This is a genomic window from Quisquiliibacterium sp., assembly GCF_982640115.1.
In genome coordinates, this window is the sequence record NZ_CEXFHW010000017.1 from 1 (window position 1) to 17,651 (window position 17,651).

At 70.4% G+C, this 17,651-nt stretch carries 14 protein-coding genes; 7 read left to right on the forward strand and 7 right to left on the reverse strand.

The features are described 5' to 3' along the window. Both AC2H6A_RS03575 and AC2H6A_RS03580 read right to left on the reverse strand, forming a co-directional pair. The coding region (locus tag AC2H6A_RS03575; RefSeq protein ID WP_484271763.1) for a two-partner secretion domain-containing protein at positions 1-2,630 on the reverse strand (2,630 nt) is incomplete at its 3' end. 81 nt (positions 2,631-2,711) lie between these two features. After that, entirely contained in the window at positions 2,712-4,349 is a 1,638-nt protein-coding gene (locus tag AC2H6A_RS03580; protein WP_484271764.1) for a ShlB/FhaC/HecB family hemolysin secretion/activation protein, read from the reverse strand. 210 nt (positions 4,350-4,559) lie between these two features. Here AC2H6A_RS03580 and AC2H6A_RS03585 point away from each other — a divergent pair, with 210 nt between their 5' ends. Genes AC2H6A_RS03585 through AC2H6A_RS03595 form a run of 3 tightly spaced genes read left to right on the forward strand, consistent with a single transcriptional unit; the run spans position 4,560 to position 7,898 of the window. Then, entirely contained in the window at positions 4,560-4,913 is a 354-nt protein-coding gene (locus AC2H6A_RS03585) for a Spx/MgsR family RNA polymerase-binding regulatory protein (RefSeq protein WP_484271765.1), read from the forward strand. Beyond that, on the forward strand, positions 4,910-5,890 hold the full coding sequence (gene prmB / locus AC2H6A_RS03590) for a 50S ribosomal protein L3 N(5)-glutamine methyltransferase (protein ID WP_484271766.1): 981 nt from the start codon (positions 4,910-4,912) through the stop codon (positions 5,888-5,890). Before AC2H6A_RS03585 ends, prmB begins: the two co-directional genes overlap by 4 nt. Before the next feature lie 31 nt (positions 5,891-5,921). After that, on the forward strand, positions 5,922-7,898 hold the full coding sequence (locus AC2H6A_RS03595) for an ABC-F family ATP-binding cassette domain-containing protein (RefSeq protein WP_484271767.1): 1,977 nt from the start codon (positions 5,922-5,924) through the stop codon (positions 7,896-7,898). A gap of 25 nt (positions 7,899-7,923) precedes the next feature. Here the strand turns inward: AC2H6A_RS03595 and AC2H6A_RS03600 are convergent, their stop codons facing one another. Next, positions 7,924-8,568 carry a glutathione S-transferase family protein gene (locus AC2H6A_RS03600; RefSeq protein WP_484271768.1) on the reverse strand — a complete coding sequence of 215 codons (645 nt, stop codon included), beginning with the start codon at positions 8,566-8,568 and terminating at the stop codon, positions 7,924-7,926. A gap of 147 nt (positions 8,569-8,715) precedes the next feature. On the opposite strand from AC2H6A_RS03600, the gene AC2H6A_RS03605 reads away from it, so the two are divergent. The 3 genes from AC2H6A_RS03605 to AC2H6A_RS03615 all read left to right on the forward strand — a co-directional run bounded on the left by AC2H6A_RS03605 (position 8,716) and on the right by AC2H6A_RS03615 (position 12,696). Continuing rightward, complete coding sequence (locus tag AC2H6A_RS03605; RefSeq protein WP_484271769.1) at positions 8,716-10,254, forward strand: 3-hydroxyacyl-CoA dehydrogenase; 1,539 nt, start codon at positions 8,716-8,718, stop codon at positions 10,252-10,254. Between the two features lie 20 nt (positions 10,255-10,274). Further along, a complete protein-coding gene (locus AC2H6A_RS03610) occupies positions 10,275-11,345 on the forward strand; it encodes a phosphotransferase (RefSeq protein ID WP_484271770.1) in 1,071 nt (356 codons plus the stop codon). Between the two features lie 82 nt (positions 11,346-11,427). Next, positions 11,428-12,696 (forward strand): acyl-CoA dehydrogenase family protein, encoded by a 1,269-nt coding sequence (locus AC2H6A_RS03615; protein ID WP_484271771.1) that lies wholly within the window; start codon positions 11,428-11,430, stop codon positions 12,694-12,696. A gap of 140 nt (positions 12,697-12,836) precedes the next feature. On the opposite strand, the gene AC2H6A_RS03620 is transcribed toward AC2H6A_RS03615, so the two are convergent. The 4 genes from AC2H6A_RS03620 to AC2H6A_RS03635 form a co-directional block, all read right to left on the reverse strand. Then, positions 12,837-14,318 (reverse strand): tripartite tricarboxylate transporter permease, encoded by a 1,482-nt coding sequence (locus tag AC2H6A_RS03620; RefSeq protein ID WP_484271772.1) that lies wholly within the window; start codon positions 14,316-14,318, stop codon positions 12,837-12,839. Between the two features lie 27 nt (positions 14,319-14,345). Next, complete coding sequence (locus AC2H6A_RS03625; RefSeq protein WP_484271773.1) at positions 14,346-14,876, reverse strand: tripartite tricarboxylate transporter TctB family protein; 531 nt, start codon at positions 14,874-14,876, stop codon at positions 14,346-14,348. After that, the gene (locus AC2H6A_RS03630; protein WP_484271774.1) at positions 14,873-15,844 is read right to left on the reverse strand and encodes a tripartite tricarboxylate transporter substrate binding protein; all 972 of its coding nucleotides are present in this window, start codon (positions 15,842-15,844) and stop codon (positions 14,873-14,875) included. Before AC2H6A_RS03630 ends, AC2H6A_RS03625 begins: the two co-directional genes overlap by 4 nt. 112 nt (positions 15,845-15,956) lie before the next feature. Beyond that, a complete protein-coding gene (locus AC2H6A_RS03635) occupies positions 15,957-16,391 on the reverse strand; it encodes a DUF1178 family protein (protein ID WP_484271775.1) in 435 nt (144 codons plus the stop codon). Positions 16,392-16,497: 106 nt separating this feature from the next. On the opposite strand from AC2H6A_RS03635, the gene mnmH reads away from it, so the two are divergent. Next, the gene (mnmH, locus tag AC2H6A_RS03640; RefSeq protein WP_484271776.1) at positions 16,498-17,571 is read left to right on the forward strand and encodes a tRNA 2-selenouridine(34) synthase MnmH; all 1,074 of its coding nucleotides are present in this window, start codon (positions 16,498-16,500) and stop codon (positions 17,569-17,571) included. The last annotated feature ends 80 nt before the right edge of the window (positions 17,572-17,651 follow it).

A 17,651-nucleotide genomic window follows, 5' to 3' on the forward strand; every position in this document is an offset into this window, starting at 1 on the left:
AAACCCGGCGTGAGATTCCCGGAGGCCTGGGTGATGTTGATGCCGGAGAAGGTCGTGCCCAGCGTACCGCCGGTCCGCGAGTAATTGCTGCCCACTGTGAAACTGCCTGTGCCGTTGAGCGTGCCGCCGGTCATCTGGAATCGGCTCACATCGATGGCGCCGTTGACGGTCTGGGTACCGGCCTGAACGATCAGGGTGCCGGCGCCGCTGATCCGGGAGGCGGTGTCGAAGGTACGGGTGCCGCCAAGGGTGAATTGCGAGCCGTTGGCGATGTTGTAGGTACCGGTGTCGGCAGTGGATGCCGGCGCGGTGAGTGCAAACCGGGTCAGAAAATTGACAGTGCCGAAGTTGTCGAAAGTACTGTCTGTGAAGCCGTTATCCTGCAGCGGATTGGACGAATTGATGGTGATCGTACCCCGGTTCGTCCATCTGGACGCGGCGGTGGCGGTTCCCGGCCCGGGGTTGCCGCTTGGCGTGACTGGATCTGCGCCGGTGTAGTTGAAACTTGCGCCCGAAGCAATGGTGAATTTCGAGCTGTCCAGAAGGACGAAATAATCATCCCCCGACATGTTGACCGTTCCCTGATTGATCCACTCGCGGGTATTGGCCAGCGCAACCCAGCGATCGGAAAGCGACATGTTCAGGGTGGTGGTGCCCTGTGTGGTCAGCGTGCCGGAGCCACCAATGGTGACGTTGTTGGTCGTGAAATTCATCGCACCGGTCACGGTGAGATTGCCGGTGCCGTTCAGGGTTCCCCCATCAAGGTTGAACTGCCCGATCGTGGCGTTGCCGTTGTTGAAGGTGAAGGTGCTGCCGTTCACCAGCGTGACCTTGCCGCCGTTGCTGGTGGCGGTGAGTGCGCCGCCATTGAGCCCCACGGTAGCGCTACGCAGATAGGTGCGACCTGTGCCGCTGCCGCTGGTATCGGAGTTCAGCGTCAGATTCAGCTTTCCGGCGCCACCACTCGCGATGATGCTGCTGTTCAGGTTGATGTCGCGGTGCGCATTGAGGGTGAGGGTGGCGTCGGTGCTGCCCGACATGGTGATCGCCGAGGCCACCGTGATGTCACCCCCCTGGCTGCCGCTTGCGCCGGTGGTCACCGACACACTGGTGCCTGCACTCAGCGCGGTGCTGATCGCCGCCGCGGAGACCGACGCGGGTTCGAAGATGGGCACATAGTTGGGTTCCCCGATGACATTGAGGTTGATCGTCCCGATGGTGACGTCAGTCGGGTCCAGCAACCAGGTGCCACCCCTGCCCGCCGGCGCCGAGGCATCGGCCGGCCGGGTCACCTCCAGCAGCCGCTTGCCCGAGGTCTCGATGAAGCCGCCATCGCCGCCCTGCGGGCCGCCGCGCGCGCTGATGTGCCCATGCACCCGCGCGGTGTCATCGGCCCACACGATCACCCGCCCGCCATCGCCGCGTGCGCGGGCATCGGCCGCCAGGCGCACATTGGGGGCCACCGTGGTGAGCGCCGCGTTGGCCACATCGGCCTCCTGCCCCTGGTAGCCGCCACCCACCCGGATGCCGCCGCCACCGGCCGCCCCCGAGGCATCGAGGCTCGCCTGCCCGAGCAGTTCCACCCGCGCGCCCAGCGCATCGATGCGACCGCCCTGCCCCGTGGCACCCTGCGCCGACATCGCGCCCGCCACGCTCGCCGTGCCCTGGCCGGCATCCACGCGCACCGTACCGCCCGTGCCGCCGTCGGCGCTGGTGACGCTGCCCTCGGCCAGCGTCACGCCCTGACTGGCGCCCAGCACCACCTGCCCCGCGGCATCGGTGCCGATGCTGTCGGCCCGCACGATGCCCTGCTGGTTGACGATGGCCCCGAACACATCCACCCGCCCACCCGGCGCACTGAGCAGCCCGGTGTTCAGCGCCTGACCCGCCGGCACCTGCACCCGCACCGCCAGATTGGGCAGCCCGGTGTCCACCAGCTCCACGCTGCTGGCCGCGGCCAGCCCCACCGCGCCGCCCGCCGCGGTGATGCTGCCGGCGTTCTCCACCCGCTCGCCGATCATCACCACCTGCCCACCGTGGGCCGAGGCCATGGCGCCTTCGTTGCGCACCGTGGCGCCCGGAGCCGATGCCGTGAAGCGGTAGCGCCCGGCGAGGAAGTCGCTGTCATTCAGACGCAGCGTGGACACCACCAGCGAGTTCACATCCACCCGCGCATCGCGCCCGAACAGCACCCCGTTGGGGTTGAGCAGCCACACCTGGCCGTTGCTGGTGAGCGCACCGAAGATCTGCGAGGACTCCCCGCCGGTGACCCGGTTGAGCACCTTGCTGGCTGCCGAGGCCTGCTCGAAGTGCACGCCCTGGCCGGCCCCCACCGAGAACGAGCGCCAGTTCAGGATGGCGTTGGGGCTGTTGCGCACCGTCATCTGCGCGCCCTGGGTGCTCACGCTGGCCTGGCCGCTCATCACCTGCAGGCCGCTGGGCAGGGCCTGCGCATGCACGGGCATCGGCAGCGCGATGAGCAGCGGGCTGAGAAAGCCCGCGCCGAGCAGGGCGTGGGCAAGCGTGTTCAGGTGCGGGGCAGCGCGGCGCGACGCGCCATGGGCCGCGGGGCGCGGCACGACACCGTCGGCAGGACGCAGGGAACGGGCACGGGAAACGTTGTTCGACATGGCTGGCTCCGGATTGGCAGCACGCTGGGAATATCGGGATGGATCAGGGCCCGACGCCCGCAGGCGCCGGATTGACAGGTCTCAGAACGTGATGGACAGGCTGCCGTGCAGGCGCCAGTCACCCGAACGGGTGCGGTAGGCGTCCTTCAGGGCCTGCGCCAGATCGAGCCTGAAGCGCAGGATCTGGTCGCCGGCGCTCCAGGTGGCGCGCAGCCCCACCCCCGCGCCCGCCAGCGTGCAGCTGCTGCGCCCGATCAGGCAGGGATCGGACTGCTGGTTGCGCACCATCGCCGCATCGGCAAAGCCCACCACCACCAGCTCGGTGCGACTGAGCGCCTCGGAGATCCGCGGCGACAGGTTCGTGCTGGAGAGCTCCAGCGAGGCCTGCAGCCCGGTGTCGCCCAGCACCTCGCGCTCGAGGTAGCCGCGCACCGACAGACTGCCGCCGATGCCGAACTGCTCGCCCGGCACCAGCGGCTGGTCGGTGGTCTGACCCGACATCCGCAAACCGAGCACGCCCCAGTCGCTGAGCGAGCGGGCCACGAAACCGTTGGCCCGCAGCACCCGGTAGTCGGGCCGTGAGCCCTGGCGCACCGCGGTGAAGTCGGCCGCCCCGGCGTGGCTGCCGCCAGCCTGGAGATTGGCGTGCGCCGACACATTGAGACCGAAGCGGGTGTCGCCCTCGGCCTGCGCGGTGTAGCCGAGCGCCAGCGGGCGCACCGTGACGCTGGCCCCCGCCGGCCCGCACGCCCCCGGCGGCAAGCCCTCGATGCTGCACTGGTTGATGAACTCGCGCTGCTCCACCCCGAGGCTGGCGCGCTGGTCCACATTGCCCACCCGCGGCAGATAGCGCGTGGCCCGCAGCCCCGCGATGCGCCCCTTGCCCGAGAACAGCAGATCGCCCGCCGCCGTGCTCGAGCGCCCACCGTCCACATCCGACCAGGCCGCATACGCGTCGAGGGCGCTGGCCTGCGCATACAGCGGCACCCGGTAGGCGGCGCTGAACACCGCCAGCTTGCTCGGGTTGGCCGGCGCGGTCTGCACCTCGGTGCCCAGCACATGATCGCGGCCGAACAGGTTGCCGTGCTGCCAGCCCAGCGCGCTGCGCCACTGCCCGGTGTTGCCCACTCCGGTGTTGTCCAGCCGCGCCGTCCAGCGCTGCACCGGCTGCTCCAGCACCATCACCCGCGCCGCCACGCTGCCCGGCGCCTGACCCGGCTCGAGCAGCACCTTGACCTCCTTGGCCGGGCTCTCGTTGGCCATCTGGATCTCGGCGTCGATCTGGCGCACCCGCGGCGTGACGCCTGTGACCAGCGAGGGCAGGCTCGCGCGGATGTTCTCGGCGCTGAACTGACGGTTGTCCGCCACCTCGACCAGGCTGAGCTTGCCCTCCACCACCCGGATGCGGATCTGCCCCGGCGCGGCCTGCTGCTCCGGCAGGAACGCGATCACCCCGCCGTAGCCGGCGTCGCGGTACAGATCCTGCACCGCCGCGGCCGCCTCGCGCAGCCGCACCAGGGTGGTGGCCCCCTTGAAGGCCGCCAGCCGCGTGTCGATCGTTGCCTGCGGCAACAGCGTGTTGCCCACCACCTCGAAGCGCTCCACCGGCGCCAGCGTGGCCGGGGCGCCCCGCGTCTGGGACTGGGCCTGGGCAGCAGGCCAGGCAAGATGAAGCGCGCACAGGAGCACGCTCGCACCGATCAGGGACGGGCGGGGCATGAAAAATCTCCGGGAAGAAGGGCGCACCGCGTTGAGCGGGCTCAGTACCCGTTCAAGGTAGATCCGTCAGACGGTTGACACATCATGCATATTCGGTAGGCACCACGAAGCGCCCCCCGCAACGACCATCGACCGCGTTGCGCGCCGGCATCCCCGGAATTCGCGTAGAGTGGCGACCCGTCTCGCGCCCCGGCCGACGGCCTCCGCCTCATGACACCCACCCTCTACGGCATCGACACCTGCGACCAGTGCCGCAAGGCGCGCCAGTGGCTGCGCGCCCGCGGCGCGACTGTGGGCTGGCACGACCTGCGCGCCGATGGCGTGACCGAGGCATTGATCGCACGCTGGCTGGCGCGCGTCCCCTGGGATGCGCTGCTCAACCGCCGCGGCCAGACCTGGCGCCAGTTGCCCGAGGCCCAGCGCCGCGCGATCGTCGACGCCGCCAGCCTGTCGGAGGCGCTGCTCGCCAGCCCGCTCCTGATCAGGCGCCCCGTGCTCGAGGCCGACGACCGGCTGCTGATCGGCTTCTCGGAGCAGAGCTACGACGCGGCCTTTCCGCGATGAGCGGCGTCACTCCTGACGCTCCCCCGGCGCCGCCCGGCAAGCCGCTGGCCCAGCCGCTCGGCCCGGTGCCCGGGCCCGCAGACGCCGCCCACCACCTGCGCACGGTTCGCGACCTCATCCGCTGGGGCTGCTCCCGGATGGCCGCCGCCGGGGTTGCGCTGGGCCACGGCACCGACAGCCTGCGCGACGAGGCCACCTGGCTGGTGCTCTGGGCGCTGCGCCTGGCCCTGGACGATCCCGAGCCCCACCTTGACGCGCAACTGCTGCCGGCCGAACGCCAGGCCGTAGCCGACCTGGTGGAGCGCCGCTGCACCGAACGCCTGCCCACCGCCTACCTCACCGGCGAGGCCTGGCTGCGCGGGCTGCGCTTCAAGGCCGACCCGCGGGCGCTGATTCCGCGCTCGGTGCTGGTCGAGGCCCTGGACGGCGCCCTCGACCCCTGGCTGCCCGAGCCCGAGCCCGTGTCGGTCCTCGATCTGTGCACGGGCGGCGGCAGCATTGCCATCGCCGCGGCGCTGCGCTTTCCGCAGGCCCGCATCGATGCCACCGATCTGTCGGCCGAAGCGCTTGAACTCGCGGCCGAGAATCTCGCGCTGCACGGGCTTGCGACGCGCATCGAACTGCATCAGGGCGACCTGTACGCCGGTCTGCCAGGCCGCCGCTATCGCCTCATCCTGAGCAATCCGCCCTATGTCAACGCGGCCTCCATGGCCGTGCTGCCACCGGAGTTCCGCCATGAACCAATGGGCGCGCTGGCCGGTGGCCCGGACGGCATGATCCTGGTCGCGCGCATCCTGAAGGAGGCGCCGAAACGGCTCGCACCCGATGGCCTGCTGGTCGTCGAGATCGGCCATGAAGCCGAGCACTTCGAGGCGGCCTTCCCCGGGCTGGAGTTCGGCTATGTGCCGGTGAGCGCGGGCGATCAGCTGATCGTGGCCATCACCCGCGCGGCCCTCGCTGCCTGGCGCGGCGGATGATGCCGCCGCCCACCCGCCAGCGGTCGGCCCGATGATCCGTCTGCGTCGCATCACCCTCTCGCGCGGCGGCCGACCGCTGATCGAGAACGCCGATGCCGTCATCGCGCCGGGCGAGCGCATCGCCCTGATCGGACCCAACGGCTGCGGCAAGTCCACCCTGCTGGCCGCGCTGGCGGGCGAGGTGCACACCGACGCCGGCGACATCGAACAGCCCCCCATGCGGGTGGTGCGCCTGGAGCAGCATGTGCCCGGCGGCGAGCTGCCCGCCTGGCGATTCGTGGAGCAGGCCGACACCGCGCTGCTGGCGGCCCGCGTGGCGCTGGCCTCGGCCGAGGCGGCCGATGACGGCATGGCCTTGGCCGCCGCGCACGAGGCGCTCGCCGAGCGCGGCGATGCCTCGGCCCATGCCCGCGTGAAGGAGCTGCTCGCCGGCCTGGGCTTCTCGGAGCAGGCCGCCGAACAGCCGGTGGGCGCGCTCTCGGGCGGCTGGCGCATGCGCCTGAACCTGGCGCGCGCGCTCTTTCTGCCCAGCGACCTGCTGATGCTCGACGAGCCCACCAATCACCTCGACCTCGACGCGATCGTCTGGTTCGAGCGCTGGCTCACCCGCTATCCCGGCACCGCGATCGTGGTCTCGCATGACCGCGACTTCCTCGACCGGGTGGCCCAGGCCTCGCTGTCATTCGAGAACCAGACCCTGGTGCGCTATGCCGGCGGGTACTCGGCCACCGAACTCCAGCGCGCCCAGCGGCAGGCCCAGCAGCAGCGCCAGCAGGCCGAGCAGCAGGCGCGGGTGGCCCACCTCACTGCCTTCATCGACCGCTTCCGCGCCCAGGCCACCAAGGCGCGTCAGGTGCAGAGCCGCATCAAGGCGCTCGAGCGGCTGGCCGAGATCGCGCCGCTGCGCATGGCCCGCGCCGCCAGCTTCACCCTGCCCGACCCGGGCGACTCGCCCGATCCGCTGATCCTGGCCCGCGATCTGGATGCCGGCTACGGCGAGACGGCGGTGCTGCGCGGCGTCTCGCTCACCATCGAGCGCGGTGCGCGCATCGGTCTGCTCGGCCGCAACGGCGCCGGCAAGAGCACGCTGGTGCGCACCCTGGTGGGCGAGTTGCCCGCTCTGGCCGGCGAGTGCCGACCGGCCCGCTCGCTGCGCATCGGCTACTTCGCGCAGCACGGCGTGGAGAGCCTGCGCGATGACGACAGCCCGCTGTCGTTCTTCCAGCGCGCCAGCCCGCAGGCCAAGGAGTCGGCGCTGCGCGACGAGCTTGGCCGCTTCGGCTTTGCGGGCGAAGACGCCTTGCGCCCGATCGGGCCGATGTCCGGCGGCGAGAAGGCGAGGCTGGTGCTGGCTTCCATCGTGCGCACCCGCCCTCACCTGCTGGTGCTGGATGAACCCACCAATCACCTCGATGGCGCCACCCGCGACGCGCTCACCGACGCCCTGGCCGACTTCGACGGCGCGCTGCTGCTGGTCTCGCATGACCGCTACCTGCTGCGGGCCAGTGTCGACCGGTTCGTGCTGGTGCACGACGGTCTGGCCGAGCCTTTCGAGGGCGACCTGGATGACTACCTGACCTGGCTGCAGCGCGGGCCGGGACAAACCGCCGCCCGCGGGGGCACTGCCGCAGACGGTAACGGCGCCGGCAGTGGTGGCGCAGCCGCGCTCAACGGACAGTCCATCGCCGAGGCCGGCAGCGTCGCCCGCACCGATCGCCGCGAGGAACGCCGCCTGGCTGCGGCCCGCCGATCGGCGCTCGCCGAGCGACTGCGCCCGCTGGAACGCGAGCTGCAGCAGAGCGAGAACCGACTGCAGGCCATCGATGCGCGGCTGACGGAGATCGAGTCAGCCCTCTCGGATGCGGCGGTCTATCGCGACCCCGCCCGCGCTGCAGACCTTGGCCGGGAGCGCACCCGGCTGGGGCAGGAGAAGGAATCGCTGGAGATGCGCTGGCTCGACCTTGCCGACCAGCGCGAGCAACTCCAGCGCGAGGCCGCGACGGCCTGATCGCAGGGTTCGCCGGGCCCCGCCCTCAGCGACGGGCCGCGGCCAGCACCTGGTTGGCCTTGCGGTCGGCTGCCACCCGCTTCATGGACTCGCGCTCGCCCATCGCCTTGAGGTAGTCGCGCACCGGCAGACCGGCGAGCATGTCCTCGCCGTAGATCGCCTTGGTGGCCATCGACACCGTGGGCAGACACACCAGCGCCGAGCAGTCGGCGATGCTGAAGCTGGCGCCGCCCACGAAGGGCGCGAACTTCGCCAGCCGGGCGAAGGCCGGGATGTTCTTCTCGAGCTCGGCGCGGACCTCGTCCTTGGTCTCCTGGGCCACCTTGCCGCCGAAGAAGGCCTCCTTGTAGAGGCGGCGCGCCACCAGTTCGAGGTAGAGCTCGATGTAGGTGACCAGCTCGCGCAGCCTGGCAGCCTGATAGGCGTCGGCCGGCACCAGCGGGTGCTCGGGGTAGGCCTGCTCGAGATAGTCGACGATCACCTGCGACTCGCTCAGCGGCCCGTGCTCGGTGACGATGAAGGGCACCTTGCCGAGCGGGCTGCGCGCGAGCGTGGCCTCGTCCTTGGTTGCCCAGTTCAGTTCCTCGGTGAAGGGCACGCCCTTCTCGAGCAAGGCGAGCTTGACCTTGTTGTAGTAGTTGCTGACGGCAAAACCAACCAGCGTGATCATCGAAGTCTCCTTGTGGGTTGGGGCGGGCCTGATCCGGATTCACGGCTTGCGGCGCCCACTCTACGCCAGACAGTTCCCGGCAAAAGGCCGCCCCGTACCGGTCCTTTACAATCCCTTCACCAGCAACAGCGGATCGGAGACACCCAATTGAGTTCGGTTTTCCAGCGGATCGGCGTGGTCGGCGCCGGCGCCATGGGGCGCGGCATCGTGCAGCTCTTCGCCCAGGCCGGCACGCCGGTGGTGGTGTTCGACACCCAGCCCGCGGCGGTTCAGGCCGCGCTCTCGCAGCTCGCCGACACGCTCGGCAAGCTGGTCGACAAGGGCAAGCTCGCGGCCGACGCCGCGGCCGCCACGCAAGCCCGGATTTCAGCGGCAGAAACCCTCGAGGGCCTTGCCGGCTGCGACCTGGTCATCGAGGCGGTGATCGAGCGGCTCGACATCAAGCAGGCGCTGTTCAAGTCCCTCGAGGCCCTGCTCGCGCCCGACGCGGTGATCGTCACCAACACCTCCTCGCTCTCGGTCACCGCCATCGCCGCGGCCTGCCAGCGCCCGGAGCGCATCGGCGGCTACCACTTCTTCAACCCGGTGCCGCTGATGCGCATCGTCGAGGTGATCGGCGGGCCCCGCACCGAGCCCTCGGTGCTCGATCGGCTCTCGGCCCTGGCCCGCGCGGCCGGTCATCTGCCGGTGGTCTGCCAGGACACGCCCGGCTTCATCGTCAACCATGCCGGCCGCGCCTTCGGGCCGGAGTCGCTCAAGGCGCTCGGCGAGGGCGTCACCAGCCACGCCGACATCGACCGCATCCTGCGCGAGCAGGTGCAGGTCGACGGCCAGGGCTTCAAGCTCGGCCCCTTCGAACTGCTCGACCTCACCGGCCTCGATGTCTCCCATCCGGTGATGGAGTCCATCTACCACCAGTACTACGAAGAGCCGCGCTACAAGCCCTCGGTGATCGGCGCGCAGCGCGTGGCCGCGGGCATGCTCGGGCGCAAGACCGGCCAGGGCTTCTACCGCTATGACAAGGGTGCGGTGGTGGCCGATCCGGCCCTGGCCGAGCCCGCCCTGCCGCCGGTGCCCAGCGGGCTGCGCGCCTGGGTGGCACCGGGTCCGTCACAGGCCGCGGTGCGTGCCCTGCTGGAAGGCCTGGGCGCCAGCCTCGACACCGGCGCTCAGCCCGCGCCCGGCTCGCTGATCGTGCTCACGCCGCTGGGCATCGACGCCACCGAAGCGGTGCGCGGCCTCGATGCCCGGCGCGCCGTCGCACTCGACACCCTCATGCCCTTCGGTCTGCGCGCCTGCAAGCGCCGCGTGATGATGACCACCCCCGCCACCGAGCCAGGTTGGCGCGACCAGGCTCACGGTCTGCTCGCCGCCGACGGCGCGCGGGTGAGCGTGCTGCGCGATAGCCCGGGCTTCATCGCCCAGCGGGTGGTGGCCATGATCGTCTCGGTGGGCTGCGAAATCGCCCAGCAAAGGGTGGCCTCGCCCGCCGACATCGACGCCGCGGTGCGCATCGGCCTGGGCTACCCCGCCGGCCCACTCACCCTGGGCGACCGGCTCGGCCCGGCGCGCATCCTCGAGATCCTCGAGGGCATGCACCGGGTCACCGCAGAGCCGCGCTACCGGCCCAGCGCCTGGCTGCGCCGGCGCGCCCACCTGGGCCTCTCGCTGCTCACCGACGACTGAACCCACGCGCAGGAGCCATCGTGTCCGCCACCCCGCCCCCTGGCACCGTCCAGGTCCCCGATCGCCACCAGTTCGATGTCGCCGCCCTCGAGGCCTGGCTGGTCGCGAACCTGCCCGGTTTCGCCGGCCCGCTCAGCGCCCGCTCCTTCCAGGGCGGGCAGTCCAATCCCACCTACCGGCTCGACACCCCCGGGCGCAGCTACGTCATGCGCGCCAAGCCCGGACCGGTGGCCAAGCTGCTGCCCTCGGCGCACGCCATCGAGCGCGAGTACCGCGTGATCGGAGCGCTCGGCAAGGCGGGGCTGCCGGTGCCGGCGGTGTACTGCCTGTGCGAGGACGAGTCGGTGATCGGCCGCGCCTTCTACCTCATGGAGTGCATGGAAGGCCGCGTGCTCTGGGACCAGGGTCTGGCCGGCTTCAGCCGCCAGGATCGGGCCGCCATCTATGACGAGATGAACCGCGTCATGGCGGCCCTGCACAATGTCGACTACAACGCCGCCGGCCTGGGCGACTTCGGCCGCCCGGGCAACTACTTCGCCCGGCAGATCTCGCGCTGGACCAAGCAGTACCAGATCTCCGAGACCGAGCCCATTCCCGAGATGAACCGCCTGATCGCGCTGCTGCCGGGCGCGATCCCCGCGGGCGAGGAAGCCACGGTGGTCCATGGCGACTACCGGCTCGACAACCTGATGTTCCACCCGGTCGAGCCGCGCATCATCGCCATCCTCGACTGGGAACTGGCCACCATCGGCCATCCGCTGGCTGACTTCTCCTACCACTGCATGTCCTGGCACATCGACCCGGCCGACTTCCGTGGCATCGCCGGCCTGGACCTCGCCGCGCTGGGCATTCCGGCCGAGAGCGACTACATCCGCCGCTACTGCGAGCGCACCGGCCGCGACATGGCCGCCGTGCAGCAGCACTGGAACTTCTATCTCGCCTACAACCTGTTCCGCCTGGCCGGCATCCTGCAGGGCATCATGAAGCGCCATCTCGACGGCACCGCCTCCAGCCCGCAGGCGGCCGATGCCGGCCGCCAGGCGCGGCTGCTGGCCGAGATCGGCTGGCGCTACGCACAGCGCCTGGGCTGATCCGCCCGGCCCGGTTCCCGCCGCGCCATGCCGCTGCGCTCACCCGGGCCTCTCTCCTCCCTCCTCCGCAAAGGAACCCACGATGGACTTCACCTACTCGCCCAAGGTCCGCGAGATGCAGGCGCGTCTCAACGACTTCATGGATCGTCACATCTACCCCAACGAGCACCGCTTCCACGAGGAGATCGAGACCAACCGCCAGGCCGGCAATGTCTGGCAGCCCACCCGCGTGGTCGAGGAGCTCAAGCCCAAGGCGCGCGAGGCCGGCCTGTGGAACCTGTTCCTGCCGCATTCGCCGCGGGTGCCCGAGGGCCTGTCCAATCTCGAGTACGCGCCGCTGTGCGAGATCATGGGGCGGGTGCACTTCGCCTCTGAAGTCTTCAACTGCTCGGCGCCCGACACCGGCAACATGGAGACGCTCGAGCGCTACGGCGCCGAGCACCTCAAGCGGCAGTGGCTCGACCCGCTGCTGCGCGGCGAGATCCGCTCGGCCTTTGCCATGACCGAGCCCGATGTCGCCTCGTCGGACGCCACCAACATCCAGTCACGCATCGAGCGCCAGGGCGATCACTATGTGATCAACGGACGCAAGTGGTGGACCTCGGGTGCCGCCGACCCGCGCTGCAAGGTCTTCATCTTCATGGGCAAGACCAACCTCGAGGCCGGCCGTCACGAGCAGCAGTCGATGATCGTGGTGCCCGCCGACACGCCGGGGATCACCATCAAGCGCGAGCTCAGCGTCTTCGGCTACGACGACGCGCCGCACGGCCACTCGGAGGTGCTCTTCCAGAATGTCCGGGTGCCGGTCGACAACATCCTGCTCGGCGAAGGCCGCGGCTTCGAGATCGCCCAGGGCCGCCTCGGGCCGGGCCGCATCCATCACTGCATGCGCAGCATCGGCGTGGCCGAGCGTGCGCTCGAGTACATGTGCAAGCGCCTCTCCTCACGCGTGGCCTTCGGCAGGCCGATCTCCACCCAGACGGTGTGGCAGGAGCGCATCGCCGAGGCCCGCTGCATGATCGACCAGGCCCGGCTGATGACCCTGAAGGCCGCCCACATGATGGACACCGTGGGCAACAAGATTGCCAAGGCCGAGATCGCCATGATCAAGGTCATCGCGCCGAACATGGCCTGCAAGGTGGTCGACTGGGCGATCCAGGCGCACGGTGGCGGCGGGGTCTCGCAGGACTTCCCGCTGGCCAGTTTCTACGCCCACCAGCGCACCCTGCGCCTGGCCGACGGGCCCGACGAGGTGCACCGCAACTCCATCGCCAAGCTCGAACTCGCCAAGCACCTGGCCATCCCGGGCGCCGCTGACGCGGTCGAGATGCCGATCACCCGCGGTTCCTGAAAGCGGCCGCCGCGCGCGGCCAAGGTTGCGGCCCTGGCGTGCCGACGCCGGTGCGCCGCGGCCGTGCGCCGCGGCCACGCGCAGCGCTTGGACCGTCAGCCGGCGACGGGTCGGTCGGCCACGGGTCGGTCGATCAGAGGTCAGCCGGCCACGCGCCGCCGAGGCCACAGCCCGGCCAGCAGCACCAGTGCGGCCACCACGGCAAAGCCGGTGGACAGGCCACTGCGCAGGAAGATCGCCGGGTCGCCATCGGAGATGGCCAGCGCCTGGCGCACCGAGCGCTCGAAGATCGGGCCAAGCACATAGGCCAGGATCACGATACCCAGGTCGAAACCCTGGCGACGCAGGAAGTAGCCCACGAAGCCGAACACCACCGCCACCACCACCTCGGCGGGATTGCCGCTGTTCGAGTAGACCCCGATCAGGCAGACCACCAGGATCATCGGGGTGAGGTACACCCGCGGGATGTCGAGGATGCGCACGAACAGGCCGATCAGCGGCAGGTTGAGCACCAGCAGCATCACATTGCCCACATACATGCTGGCCACCACGCCCCAGAAGACCTCGGGCTGACGCTCCAGGATGGTGGGCCCCGGCGTGACACCGTGGATCATGAACGCGCCGATCAGCAACGCGGTGATGGCATTGGCCGGAATGCCCATGCACAGCAGCGGCACGAAGGCGCCGGTGGTGCCGGCATTGTTGGCGGCCTCGGGGCCGGCCAGCCCCTCCACCGCCCCCTTGCCGAACTCCTCGGGGCGCCTGGAGAGACGCCGCTCGATGCCGTAGGACAGGAAGGAGGCGATCACCGCGCCGCCCCCTGGCAGCAGGCCCACCAGGAAGCCGAGCACGGTGCCGCGACCGATCGGCCCCACCGAGCGCCGCGCCTCGTCGCGCGTGGGCAGAAAGCCGAGCAGGCCGCGGGGCGGCGCGATCACCGCGCTGGCGGCGTCGGCGCCGCGGGCCATGAAAAGCACCTCGGAGAGCCCGAACAGGCCGATCGCCAGCGGCACCAGGTTCACGCCATCGCCGAGCGCCAGGATGTCGAAGGTGAGGCGAGGCGTCATGTTCATGGGGTCGCTGCCCACCGTGCCGAGCAGCAGACCGAAGGCCGCCATCAGCAACGCCCGAGGCAGCGAGCCGCCCGACATGTAGGTGACCATCGACAGCCCGGCCAGCATCAGCATGGCGTACTCCGCCGGGCCGAAAGCCAGCACCAGCCGGGCGAGCGGCGGCGAAAGGAAGCTGATGGCCACCACGCCGAGCGTGCCGGCCACGAAGGAGCCCACGCCGGCAATGAACAGCGCCGCGCCGGCGCGGCCCTTGCGGGCCATCTCGTAGCCATCGAGGCAGGTGACCACCGAGGATGCCTCGCCCGGGATGCGCATCAGCACCGAGGTGACCGTGCCGCCATAGGCCACCCCGTAGTAGATGCCCGAGAGCATGATGATCGCCGAGGTCACCTCCATCTTGAAGGTGATCGGCAGCAGGATCGCGATGGTGGTGAGCGGACCCAGCCCGGGCAGGATGCCCACCACCGTGCCCAGGAAAGCCCCGATGAAGCAGTAGAGCAGGTTGGCCGGCGTGAGCACCACCGCGAAGCCGTTGAGCAATGCCTCCATGATCCGGGTCCCGGCCGTCGAAGGCGCTCAGCGCACCAGCGAGAAGAATGCCCGCTCGACCGGGCCAGCCGGCAGGTCGACCCGCAACAGCCAGCCGAAACCGGCCAGCGCCACCAGCGCGCAGACCAGCCCGTAGACCAGGGCCGCACGCCAGGAGCGGCCCTCGGCGAAACGGATGATCAGCACCGACACTGCCATCGCGGTGAGCGCGATGCCCGCGTAGGCCGCGCCCAGCGCGAGCAGCCCGAGGCTCGCCGCGTAGATGACCATCCGGCGAGCCTGACCGTCCGCGCCACCAGCATTCGCGGCCGAGGACTCGTCGGGATCCTCACCGCCGGCGCGCCCGGGAAAGCAGAGCACCACCGCAGCGAGGAACACGCACAGGGCTGCCACCAGCGTGGGGAAAAGACCGGGTCCCGGCCCTTCGAAGCTCCAGCGCTCGAGGCGCCAGGCCTGCCACAGACCCACCAGGGCGCAGGCCAGCAGCGCAAGCGCCGCCAGCCGCACGCCCGATCGCCCGCGGCCTGCGAGCGGGCCGGAAGCGTCGCCCGCGCTCATCCCCGCTTCTTGGCCATGCCGGTCTCGGCCAGGATGGGCAGAAGATCACCTTCGATCTTCTTGAGATGGGCCTTGTAGTCGGCGCCGTTGCGGTAGATGGGCACCACGCCGATGTTCGCGATCTGTGCCTGCACGGCCTTGTCGGCCATCACATCGGCGAGCGCGGCATCCATGCGCTGCTGGATCGACGCATCGACGCCGGCGGGGAAGGCATAGCCGAAGGGCCCGTTGGTGACCGCATCGTAGCCATGCTCCTTCAGGGTCTTGACATTGGGGTAGTCGGGCCAGCGCTCGGTGCCCGCCGAGGCGAGGAAGCGCAGCTTGCCGGCCTCGATCTGCGGCTTCATCTCGGTGACGGTCTGGATCACCGCATCAACATGTCCCCCGACCGCCTGGGCCACCGATTCGACCCCGCCGCTGAACACCACCCAGCGGAACTTGCCGCCGGTGATCTTGGCCAGCTGGAACATGGCCACCACATTGGTGACATTGTTCGACCCGTAGGTGACCAGCCGCTGCTTGCTCAGCGCAACCAGTTCCTCGATGGTCTTGATCGGGGAGTTGATGCCCACGCCCACGCCGTAGCGCAGCATGGCCACCTGCCCGATGATCGAGAAGGCCTCCCAGGGGTTGTATTTCACATCCATCATCGCCGGCACGGTGATGTGGCTGGAGATCGCCACGAGGCCCATGGTGTGGCCATCGGGCGCCGCGGTGGCCAGGGTGGACGGGCCGAGCGCCCCGGCGCCGCCGACCACATTCTTGACGATCACGGTGTTCTGCAGCCGCTTCTCCAGCGCCTGCGCGATGATGCGTGCGGTGAGATCGGTGGCCGCGCCGGGCGCGTTGGGGTTGATGAGGGTGATCTCGCGGCTGGGCCACTTGGCAGCCTGGGCCGAGACGATGCGCGGCGCAGCAGCGCCAGCAGCCAGCGCGCCGCCGGCGCGCAGCAGGTTTCTGCGATTCATGGTGTGTCTCCGTGGGGCATGCAGCTCGGCGGCCGGCCCTCGTTGTCGTTGCGGAGCCCGAGCTTATCGGATGAGCCTGCGCAGCGGCAACGGCGCCGCCGGGCAACCCCGCCTACTGCAGCGGCTCCTTGCCGGAAACCGGCATGGGGAAGCTCACGACCTCGATGCCCTCCTCGGCCAGCGCCTCGCTCTCGCTGGGCGTGGCCACGCCGCGGATGCCGCGGGCCGGCGCCTCCTGGTAGTGGATGCGACGCGCCTCTTCGGCAAAGCGCTCGCCGACATCTTCGGTGTTCTCGCGGATATGCCGGGCCAGCCGCAGCCAGGCCTGCTGCAGGGCTCGGGCATCGGGCACCGGCGCGGGCGCCGCGGGCGCGGATGACGGCGACAGGTTCAGGCGTGGCGCCGACGGACGCCGGACCACCGAGGCGCTGCCGCACAGCGGGCACTCCACCAGCCCGCGGGCAAGCTGCGACTCGAAGGCATCGGCGGAGTCGAACCACCCTTCGAAGCCATGGTCCTTGTCACAGACCAGATCGAACACTTTCATGGCCCGATTGTACGACGCGTCCGCCCGGGCACGCCCGGCCGCCTTGCCCCGGAGTGGCGTAATACAATCCGCCCGCCATGCCGACCCACCGGCCCGAAACGCCACCTTGACCGCACCTGCCCGAGACCCCCAGCCCGTTGCCGCCGAGATCGCCCTGGCGCGGCTCGATGACTACGACCTGATCATCGATGCGCGCAGCCCCTCGGAGCATGCCCTGGACCATCTGCCCGGTGCGGTCAGCATGCCGGTGCTCGACGACGCCGAGCGGGCGCAGGTCGGTACCCTGAACAAGCAGGTCGGTGCCTTCGAGGCCAAGCGGGTCGGCGCGGCCCTGGTCTCGCGGCGCATCGCGGCCCTGCTTGAAGGCCCGTTGGCCGCCCTGCCGCGGCAGTCGCGCTGCCTGGTGTACTGCTGGCGGGGCGGCAACCGCTCGGGCTCGCTGGCCACGGTCATGGCGCGGGTGGGCTGGCCGGTGGCGGTGCTCACCGGTGGCTATCGCGAGTTCCGGCGTCAGGTCATCCGCGATCTGGCCGACTGGCCCGCGCAGCGCCGCTTCCGCGTGGTCGGCGGCCCCACCGGCAGTGGCAAGAGCCTGCTGCTGGGCGAGCTCGCCGGCCGCGGCGCGCCCGTGCTTGATCTGGAGGCCCTGGCCCGGCATCGCGGCTCGGTGCTGGGTCACCTGCCCGACACCCCGCAGCCGTCGCAGAAGCGCTTCGAAACCCTGATCTGGGACGCGCTGCGACGGGCCGATCCGGCGCAGCCGCTGTTCGTGGAATCGGAAAGCCGCAAGATCGGTCAGTGCCAGGTGCCACCGGCGCTGATCGAGGCGATCCGTGCCGCCAGCGGCGTGCTGATCGAGGCCTCGGATGCGGTCCGTTGCGAACTGCTCATGGGCGAGTACCGGCACTTCCTCGCCGAACCCGGGCTGCTGGTGGCGCGGCTCCAGGCGCTGATCGCGCACCACGGCCATGAACGCATCGCGGCCTGGTCGGCAATGGCCATGCAGGGCGCCTGGTCCGAGCTGGTCGGCGCGCTCCTGCACGATCACTACGACCCGGCCTATCAGGCCTCGCTCAGACGCAATTTCGAGCGCCTGGACAGCTTCCGGAAGGTGCGCCTGCCCAGCGCCGATGCCGCCGGCCTGAGCGCAGCGGCCGAGGCCATCCTGGCGCTCGACTGAGCTGCGGCGGCGTGGTCGGCCCGGCCCGTGGGGGGCCGGCGCCGGTGCGCTGGTTCGGTGCTGCCGGCGTCGGTGCACTG